This window comes from uncultured Ramlibacter sp. (genome assembly GCF_936925435.1).
Taxonomy (GTDB): Bacteria; Pseudomonadota; Gammaproteobacteria; order Burkholderiales; family Burkholderiaceae_C; genus Ramlibacter.
In genome coordinates this window covers 17894-26867 of record NZ_CAKZHQ010000039.1, presented here as the reverse complement: position 1 = coordinate 26867, position 8974 = coordinate 17894, and the positions used below count along the sequence as shown (strand labels likewise).

Annotated in this window: 10 protein-coding genes; 6 read left to right on the top strand and 4 right to left on the bottom strand. The window is 69.3% G+C overall.

From position 1 onward, the window contains the following. Positions 1-57 precede the first annotated feature (57 nt). A complete protein-coding gene (locus Q0632_RS15905; protein WP_298931954.1) occupies positions 58-1080 on the top strand; it encodes a L,D-transpeptidase family protein in 1023 nt (340 codons plus the stop codon). Positions 1081-1082: 2 nt separating this feature from the next. Next, the gene (locus tag Q0632_RS15900; RefSeq protein WP_298931952.1) at positions 1083-1832 is read left to right on the top strand and encodes a M23 family metallopeptidase; all 750 of its coding nucleotides are present in this window, start codon (positions 1083-1085) and stop codon (positions 1830-1832) included. Positions 1833-1885: 53 nt separating this feature from the next. Here Q0632_RS15900 and Q0632_RS15895 read toward each other — a convergent pair whose 3' ends face one another. Then, entirely contained in the window at positions 1886-2113 is a 228-nt protein-coding gene (locus Q0632_RS15895; protein WP_298931950.1) for a hypothetical protein, read from the bottom strand. Then, a complete protein-coding gene (locus Q0632_RS15890; RefSeq protein ID WP_298931948.1) occupies positions 2113-3372 on the bottom strand; it encodes a DEAD/DEAH box helicase in 1260 nt (419 codons plus the stop codon). Before Q0632_RS15890 ends, Q0632_RS15895 begins: the two co-directional genes overlap by 1 nt. 85 nt (positions 3373-3457) lie before the next feature. Between Q0632_RS15890 and Q0632_RS15885 the strand changes: the two genes are divergently transcribed. The 4 genes from Q0632_RS15885 (at position 3458) to Q0632_RS15870 (ending at position 7173) form a co-directional block, all read left to right on the top strand. Beyond that, on the top strand, positions 3458-4471 hold the full coding sequence (locus Q0632_RS15885) for an aldo/keto reductase (RefSeq protein ID WP_298931946.1): 1014 nt from the start codon (positions 3458-3460) through the stop codon (positions 4469-4471). Continuing rightward, positions 4471-4836 (top strand): translation initiation factor Sui1, encoded by a 366-nt coding sequence (locus tag Q0632_RS15880; RefSeq protein WP_298932018.1) that lies wholly within the window; start codon positions 4471-4473, stop codon positions 4834-4836. The genes Q0632_RS15885 and Q0632_RS15880 overlap by 1 nt, the downstream gene beginning before the upstream one ends. Before the next feature lie 8 nt (positions 4837-4844). Further along, complete coding sequence (locus Q0632_RS15875) at positions 4845-5144, top strand: hypothetical protein (RefSeq protein WP_298931944.1); 300 nt, start codon at positions 4845-4847, stop codon at positions 5142-5144. 154 nt (positions 5145-5298) lie between these two features. After that, on the top strand, positions 5299-7173 hold the full coding sequence (locus tag Q0632_RS15870; RefSeq protein ID WP_298931942.1) for an ATP-binding protein: 1875 nt from the start codon (positions 5299-5301) through the stop codon (positions 7171-7173). Positions 7174-7276: 103 nt separating this feature from the next. Here the strand turns inward: Q0632_RS15870 and msrA are convergent, their stop codons facing one another. Together msrA and Q0632_RS15860 are read right to left on the bottom strand one after the other, a co-directional pair. Then, positions 7277-7996, bottom strand: a complete 720-nt coding sequence (gene msrA / locus Q0632_RS15865; RefSeq protein WP_298931940.1) for a peptide-methionine (S)-S-oxide reductase MsrA — start codon at positions 7994-7996, stop codon at positions 7277-7279. A gap of 10 nt (positions 7997-8006) precedes the next feature. After that, complete coding sequence (locus Q0632_RS15860) at positions 8007-8900, bottom strand: dienelactone hydrolase family protein (RefSeq protein WP_298931938.1); 894 nt, start codon at positions 8898-8900, stop codon at positions 8007-8009. Positions 8901-8974 lie beyond the last annotated feature (74 nt).

Below are 8974 nucleotides of genomic sequence, written 5' to 3'. Positions count from 1 at the left end.
ACCGGGCGGTGTGGCGAACCGCTACCGTGGGGCATGTCATCGAGCAGGCTCTATCCCATGCACATTCCATCGCTGCGGCGCCGCGCGGCCGTTTTCCTCCTGGTCTTCACCGCAGCGGCCTGCCCCTGGTTGGCCCATGCCGAGAGGCCCAATGCAGTGCCACCGCCGGCCGACCCGACGGCGCAGATGCACAAGCTCAATGCCGACGACGCCACCCCGTCCCTGGCCATGGGCAGCAAGGGCGCGGCCGTGGTGCGGGCCCAGGCCCTGCTGGACCGCGCCTGGTTCTCGCCGGGCGAGATCGACGGCATCTACAGCGACAACATGCGCCGCGCGGTCGCCGCCTTCCAGCTGGCGCGCGGCCTGCCCACCGACGGACGCATCGGCCAGGCCACCTGGACGGCGCTGCAGGGCGGCGGCGGGCCGGCCTTCGGCACCTACACCATCAGCGCCGAGGACGCGGCCGGTCCCTTCACAGCGTTGCCCAGGGATCCGATGGAGCAGGGCAAGCTGGCCGCCCTGGGCTACGAGAGCCTGATCGAATCCCTGGCCGAGCGCTTTCACATGAGCCCGAAGCTGCTGGCTGAACTCAACCAGGGCCGCAAGCTGGAGCAGGGCGCGCAGATCGTTGCCATCGACACCATGAACAGCACCGGGACCCCGGCCGGTGCCGCATCGCTGCGCATCGACAAGTCCGACAAGATGCTCTACGTGCTGGACGCAAAGGACAAGGTGCTGGCGGCCTTTCCGGTCAGCTTCGGCGGGCCGAAAGACCCCTTGCCGCTGGGCAAGATGAAGATCACCAGCGAGGTCAAGAACCCCTTCTTCACCTACGACCCGAAGCTGCTCAAGAGCGCCAAACCCAATGAGGAGAAGACCAGGCTGCCGGCCGGACCGAACAATCCGGTGGGCGTGCTGTGGCTGGGCCTGTCCAAGCCGCATTGGGGCATCCATGGCACGAACGAGCCGGACCGCACGGCGCGGGTCGACACCAACGGCTGCGTGCGCCTGACCAACTGGGACGTGCAGCGCCTGGCGGCGTTGGTCAAGGCCGGCACGGCCGTGCTGGTCCAGGCCTGAGCATGCGGCGCGCTGCCTGGACCTGCGCCCTGCTGGCGCTGCTGGCCTTGCAGGCCTGCGAGCGTGAGCCTGTGCGCACCGCGGTGGTCAGCGGTCCGAACGCCTTGCCGGCCACGGTGCCGACCGCAGCGGTCCAGGCCCCGCCCGTGCCGCCGGCTGGCGCCCAGGCACCGGACGCACCGGCGGCCATGCCGCCCGCACCCATGGCGGCGCCCGGCCAGCCTGCCGTCATTGCGCAGGCGCCGCCCATGGCCGCGGACGCTGCGCCGGCCACCGACGGCGATGCCTTGCTGGCGGCGCGCAGCCTGCTGCTACCGGTGCAGGGCATGGTGGCGGGCGATCTGAGCGACACCTACGGCCAGGGCCGCGGCGGCGGCGCCCACGAGGCCATCGACATCCTGGCGGCGCGCGGCACGCCGGTGCTGGCGGTGGACGACGGCACCCTGGTCAAGCTGTTCACCAGCGTGCCGGGCGGACTGACGCTCTACCAGTTCGACCCGCAGAACAAGCTGGCCTACTACTACGCCCACCTGGACCGCTATGCGCCAGGCCTGAAGGAGGGCATGTTGCTCAAGCGCGGCGACCTGGTCGGTTATGTGGGCAGCACAGGCAACGCCGCCGCCAATGCACCGCACCTGCACTTTGCGGTGTTTCGCATGGGGGCGCAGCCCCAGTGGTGGAAGGGCACGCCGGTCAATCCCTACCCAGCCCTGCGGCGCGCCGCCGACCTCCAGCCGCTATTGAATCGATAGCGTCTGAGGCCCATCCGCCGGGGTCTGGGTGCCGATTTTCCTTGAAAGAAGGATCAGGGCGAGCGGTGCAGGCGCGGCGCCGCCAGCAAGGCCATGTTCTCTTCGATGGCGATGTCCACATCGCGCCAGCGTCCCACCAGCTTGCCGGTCACGACCAGGGTCCGCAAGGCATTGAGGTCCTTGGCGCTGGGTGCCACCTTGATCTGGGCGATGGCCGCGCTGGTGTTGCCGCCCTTGCACAGGGCCAGCACCTTGTTGGCCCATTCGTTCGGTCTTGCCATCACTTCACTCCTGCGGCGGTTGCTGCGGCACGCAGCTTGTCTTTCTTGCTGGGCCGCTTGCCCTTGATGCCGCCCGTCCCGGGCGCAGTGGCAAGGTCGGCGGGCACGCTGTCTTGCGGCTCGAAGCCGGCGAGCTGCTCGCGCGCCACGCTGGCGCCCTGGCGCTTTTCGATCAGCTGGAAGTGGGCCTCGGCGGCCGGCGTGACGAAGCTGACGGCCAGGCCGGCCTCGCCGGCGCGGCCGGTGCGGCCGATGCGGTGCACGTAGTCCACCGGCGAGCGCGGCAGGTCGTAGTTGACCACCACCGGCAGCTGGGCGATGTCGATGCCGCGCGCCGCCAGGTCGGTGGTGACCACCACGTCCCAGCCGCCTTCCTTGAAGTCGGCCAGCACCTTGGTGCGTGCGCCCTGGCTCAGGCCGCCGTGGAAGGGCGTGGCGAACACGCCCTGCTTGTGCAGCTTCCAGGCCACGTGCTCGGCCGCGTACTTGCTGGCGACGAAGACCAGCACGCGGCTCCAGCCTTCATCGGCCAGCAGCTTGCGCAGCAGCTCGGTGCGGCGCCTCTCGTCGACCTGGATGGCGCGCTGCGTGATGTCGGGCGTGGTGGCGGGCGCGTCGGCGATGTCCACCCGCTCGGGGGAGCGCAGCAGGCCGTCAGCCAGGGCTTGCACTTCGGCGGGGAAGGTGGCCGAGAAGAACAGGTTCTGCCGGCGCGCCGGCAGCAGGGCCAGCACGCGCTGCAGCTCCTCGGCAAAGCCCAGGTCCAGCAGGCGGTCGGCCTCGTCCAGCACCAGCAGGCCGACCGAGGACAGGCGCAGGGCGTTGTGCTCCACCAGATCGAGCAGGCGGCCGGGCGTTGCCACGACCACGTCGGCGCCGCCGCGCAGGGCCATCATCTGCGGGTTGATGGAGACGCCGCCGAAGACGATGGCGATCTTGGGCTGGCGGGCCAGGCCTTGTTCCAGCCCTTTCGCCAGGCCACGCAGCACCTCGCCCACCTGGGCCGCCAGCTCGCGCGTGGGCACCAGCACCAGGGCGCGCAGACTCTTGGGCGCGTGGTGGTCCTCCTGCAGTTGCTGGAGCAGGGGCAGGGCGAAGGCGGCGGTCTTGCCCGAGCCGGTCTGGGCCGTGGCCAGCAGGTCGGCGCCGCGCAGGATGGCGGGGATGGCCGCCGCCTGGATGGGCGTGGGCGTGGCGAAACCCAGGCCGGTGGCGGCCTGGACAAGGGAGGGGGAGAGGCCGAGCGAGGGGAAGGACATGGGGGGAACCGGGGGGAATGGGCCAGTGTAGCGGCGGGACCGGCCGCAAGGCGCTAAGCTGCGGCCCCTCGAGGAGATTTCTTCCATGCAATACCGCCAGCTCGGCAAAAGCAACCTGAAGGTGTCGGCCCTGTGCCTGGGCACCATGATGTTCGGCGACCAGACCGCCATCGAAGAGGCCCGCGCCATCGTCGACCACGCCCAGGCCCATGGGGTCAATTACATCGACACGGCCGACGTCTACACCACCGGCGCCTCGGAAACCATGCTGGGCGAGTTGCTGGCCGGTCGGCGCCATGACTGGGTGCTGGCGACCAAGCTGGGCAACAAGATGTCGGACCGGGTCAACGAGGCCCACTATTCGCGCAGCTGGATGCTGCGCGAGATCGGCCAGAGCCTGCAGCGCCTGCGCACCGACCATGTGGACATCCTCTACATGCATCGCGACTACAACGGCATGGACCTGGAGGAGCCGCTGCGCGCCCTGGACGCCATGCTGCGCGCCGGCCAGATCCGGGCCTGGGGCCTGTCGAACTTCCGCGGCTGGCGCATTGCCGAGTGCGTGCGCATCGCCGCGCAGCTGGGCATGCCCGGCCCCGTGGTCTGCCAGCCTTACTACAACCTGCTCAATCGCATGCCCGAGGTGGAGATCCTGCCGGCCTGCGCGCATCACGGCATCGGCGTCACGCCCTACAGCCCGATCGCCCGCGGCGTGCTCACCGGCAAGTACGCGCCCGGCCAGGCGCCCTCGGCCGACACCCGCGCCGGCCGCGGCGACAAGCGCATCGCCGAGACCGAGATCCGGGAGGAATCGCTGGTGATCGCCCAGAAGCTGCAGGCCCACGCCCAGGCCAGGGGTTTCACCCTGGCCCAGTTCGCCACCGCCTGGGTGCTGGCCAACAGCGCGGTGAGCTCGGTGATCGCCGGCCCGCGCACCCTCAAGCAGTGGGAGGACTACCTGCCGGCGTTGGACTGCCAGCTCACGCCCGAGGACGAGGCCCTGGTCGACTCCTTTGTCGCGCCCGGCCATCCGTCCACCCCCGGCTTCACCGACCCGTCTTACCCGCTGCACCCGCGCGTGAAAGGCCTGGCGGCATGATGAAGAGCAAAGGTGCGGGCGGCCTGGTGTATTCCACCGACGCCGGCCGCATGTGCCCGGTCTGTCGCAAGGCCATGGCGCAGTGCAACTGCAAGCGGGCGCCGCAGCCGGTGGCGCCCTCGGCCGACGGCATCGTGCGCGTCTCGCGCGAGACCAAGGGCCGCGGCGGCAAGGCCGTCACCCTGGTCAAGGGCCTGGCGCTGGATGAAGTGAAACTGAACGAACTGGGCAAGAAGCTCAAGGCCGCCTGCGGCTCGGGCGGCACGGTCAAGGACGGCATCATCGAAGTGCAGGGCGACCACTGCGACAAGCTGGTGGAACTGCTGCAGGCGCAGGGCCACAAGGTCAAGCGCGCGGGCGGCTGAGAGTACCGATGACCTACACACTCAAGCTTTACGGCGTTGACGTTTCCGACGCAGACAAGCGCGAAGCGCAGCAGCGCTTTTGCGACGCGCTGGAACAGACGCTGGGCGACGCCGAGATGGTGGCGCCGGTCTACCTGGCCTACCGCCGCATCGTCGGCACCTGGGGCGAGCAACCCGACCTGGACAACCTCAGCGAGGCCGAGAAAGCCATCTTCGGCCAATGGCAGGCCGCCGAGACCGCCGCCGTCACCGCGGCCTTTGGCACGCACCGCTACATGGGCGATGCCGACTACGAGATCGTCGTTTAGCGGTCCCGGGCGTGACCTGTCTCGGGTTTGTGTGGCGCCACCGCACACGCAGCCGTCTTTTGCTTGCCGGGTCTGGCGGGAAAATTTATAACGGGACAAACGTTCGGGCGCCAGGGGACAAAACCATGCTGGGCGCCCCTTCACAAGGAAATCGGTGTCCAGATTGATCCGCAAGCGCCTATGGTGCGCCTGGCTGGTGGCCTCGCTCCTGCTCGTTGCGGCGCCAGGCCAGGCCCAGCCCCAGCCCCGACCCACGGTCAAGCAGGTGCTGGTGCTGCAGTCGCTGGAACGCGGCAACCTGCCGCTGGACCGCTTCACCGGCAACTTGCGCGCCGGCCTGGACCAGCGCGTCGACAAGCCCGTCAACGTCGTCGAGGTGGTGGTGGGCGCGAGCGGCTTCGTGCGCGCGCCGGACCAGGCCGTCATCGACTACATCCGCTCCGTCTACGCCGGCCGTCCGGCCCCGGACCTGGTCATGACGGTCGGCGGCCCAGCCGCCGTGTTCGCACGCAGGAACGCACAGCAGCTGTTTCCCACGGCGCCGTTGCTGCTGGCTTCGGTGGACCAGCGCTACCTGCGCGGTGCGGCGCTTGGCGACAACGAGAGCGCTGTGACGGTCGTCAACGATTTCCCCCGCCTGGTCGACGACATCCTGCGGGTTCTGCCCGAGACCCGGCAGATTTTCATGGTGATCGGATCCGGCGCCCTGGGCAACTTCTGGCGCCGCGAACTCGAGCCTGGGTTCGCGCGCCACGCCGGGCGCCTGACCTTCGTCTGGTCCGACGAACTGACCCTGCAGGACATCCAGCGGCGCGTCGCCAACCTGCCCAAGAACTCCGCCATCTTCTATCTGACCTTCGGCTCCGACGTGCAGGGCGGAGCCTACGCGGACGCACAGGTGCTTGCCGACCTCCACGCTTCGGCCAACGCCCCGATTTTCGGGGCGCTGCGGCCCTTCCTGGGACACGGGATCGTCGGCGGGACCATGATTTCCATCGACGAGCTTTCGCGCAACACGGCCGACATTGCCACCCGCATCCTCAATGGCGAGCCGCCCAGCAGCCTCAGGCCGCCGCCGCAGTTGCCGGGCCACCCGGTCTTCGATTGGCGCGAGTTGCAGCGCTGGGACATCCCCGAGAGCCGGCTGCCGCCGGGCAGCGAGGTGCGCTTCCGCGGCCCGAGCCTGTGGAGTGAATACGAGGCCGCCATCCTCGTCTCGATCGGCGTGCTGCTCCTGCAGTCGCTGCTGATCGGGCGATTGCTGTACGAGCGCCGCGCACGCCATCGCGCCGAGAGCGAGAGCCGGCACAACCTGACGCTCGCGGCCGATGCCAACCGCCGCGAAACCATGTCGGCGCTGACGGCCTCGATGGGGCATGAACTCGCGCAGCCGCTCAGCGCGGTGCGGCACAACGCCGATGCGCTGCAGCGGATGGTCGCAAACCGCAAGGCGACGCCCGAGGAAACGCTGGAGATCCTGGCCGACATCCAGGCCGGCGCCGTTGCCGCGATCCAGATCTTCGAGCGCCACCGCGTGATGCTGCGCGGCCGCGAGCTGCAAAAAACACAGGTCGACCTCCACAGCGTGATCGGCGACAGCCTGGCCCTGGTTGCCCATGACATGCGCAAGCACAAGATCGAGGTCAGCCTTGACCTGTCGCAGGTCCCCTGCGTCACCGACGGCGACCCGGTACTCTTGCAGCAGGTGTTTCTCAACCTGGTCCGCAATGCGATCGACGCGCTGACCGAGATACCACGGACCACGCGCCGCATCACGATCGCAAGTGTGATCGAGGCGACCGAGGTCGAGATTTCGGTGTGCGACAGCGGAACGGGCTTGTCGCCGGACATCCTGGACACGCTCTACCAGCCCTTCGTGACGACCAAGTCGCATGGCCTGGGCATCGGCCTGACGGTCACGCATTCCATCGTCAGCGCCCACGGCGGGGCCATCGTTGCCTTTGCCAATCCCGGCGGCGGGGCCACATTCACCGTCACACTGCCCCGCGCGACGACAGCTGGTTCTTGAAGCAAGCGGGAGACGGAACAGCGCTTGGCGTTCCGTTGCCTGCGCCGGCCGGCATCCGCCCTGGCCTGCGCAGCCCGAGCACCGGCCGCTGCGAGGCACCGCCTCAACCCTTGCCCTTGTCCCCCACCAACACAGGCTGCTCGCGCCAGACCTCGGGCAGGAAGCTCTTGAGGTTGGCGATCTTGGGCAGGTCGAAGCGGGCGATGTAGGACGACTCGGGATGCAGGGTGGCGTAGTCCTGGTGGTAGGCCTCGGCCGGGTAGAAGGCCGGCAGCGGGGTCAATTGGGTGACGATGGGCGCCGGGAAGCTGCGGGCCGCATCGAGCTGGGCGATGTAGCGGATGGCGGTGTCTTGCTGCGCTGCGTTGCTATAGAACAGGGCCGAGCGGTATTGGGGGCCGGTGTCCGGGCCTTGGCGATTGAGCTGGGTCGGGTCGTGCACCACGGAGAAGTACACCTGCAGCAGCTTGCCGTAGGACACACGCGCGGGATCGTAGGTGACCTGCACCGCCTCGGCATGGCCGGTGCGGCCGCTGCCGATGGCCTCGTAGCTGGCGCTTTGCTTGTCGCCGCCGGCGTAACCGGAGACCGCGCTGACAACGCCTTGCGTGTGCTGGAACACGGCCTGGACGCCCCAGAAGCAGCCGCCGGCGAAGACCGCCGTCTGCAGTGGGCCCGCCGCGGCCGGCGGGTCGAACTGCGGCGGCGCCAGGCGCACGGCCTTCTCGGCCTGCGCGCTGCCGGCAAACAGGCCCCAGGCCAGCAGGGCGGCCGCGAGCAACAAGGCTGCCAGGTTCTTTGTGGAGGCCTTGAAGGCAGCCATGGCGGGGCGCTCAGGCCAGGTTCTGCCTGAAGAACGCGACGGTGCGTTCCCAGGCCAGCTTGGCGGCTGCCGCGTCGTAGCGAGGCGTGGTGTCGTTGTTGAAGCCGTGCTGGGTGCCGGCGTACTGGTGCATGCTGTACTTCACGCCAGCGGCCTTGAGCGCCGCCTCATAGGCCGGCCAGGCGGCGTTGATGCGCTCGTCCACCGCCGCCAGTTGCACCAGCAGCGGCGCCTTGACCTTGGCCGCCTCTTCCGGCGCGGGCGAGTTGCCGTAGAAGGGCACGGCCGCGGCCAGGTTGGGCAGGCGCGTGGCCAGCATGTGGGCGATGCCGCCGCCGTAGCAAAAGCCCACCACGCCCAGCTTGCCGTTGCCGTCGCTGCGCGCCAGCAGCCAGCCGGCGGCGGCGACGAAGTCCTCGCGCGCCTTGGCCTGGTCGAGCTTGGCGAACTCCTCGCGGGCCTTGTCCTCGTTGCCGGGGTAGCCGCCCAGCGGCGTCAGCGCGTCTGGGGCAAAGGCCATGAAGCCATCGAGCGCCAGGCGCCGCGTGATGTCCTCGATGTGGGGGTTCAGGCCGCGGTTCTCGTGCACCACCAGCACCACCGGCAGCTTGTTGGCGCCGGCGCTGGCCGGCCGCGCCAGATAGCCCTTGACGCTGCCCGTGCCGTTGGCCGAGCCGTAAGTCAGCCATTCGGTCTTCAGGCGCGGATCGTCCTTGGGCACCTGCTGGCCGGCGGCGAAGTCGGGGCTGAGCGCGGCCAGCAGGCCGGCCGCCGTCACGCCGGCCTTGGCGTACTTCTGCGCCTGGTTCAGGAAGCCGCGCCGGTCCAGGCTGCCGTGGACATAGGCGTCGAAGAGGATGAGAACTTCCTGGTCGAAGTCCTGCGCGGTCAGGCGTGACGGCATGGGCTCTCCTTGGCAACAGACAGATGCAGCATACGCCGCCGCGCGCTGGCCTGCGCGCTGCGCTGTGACAAACT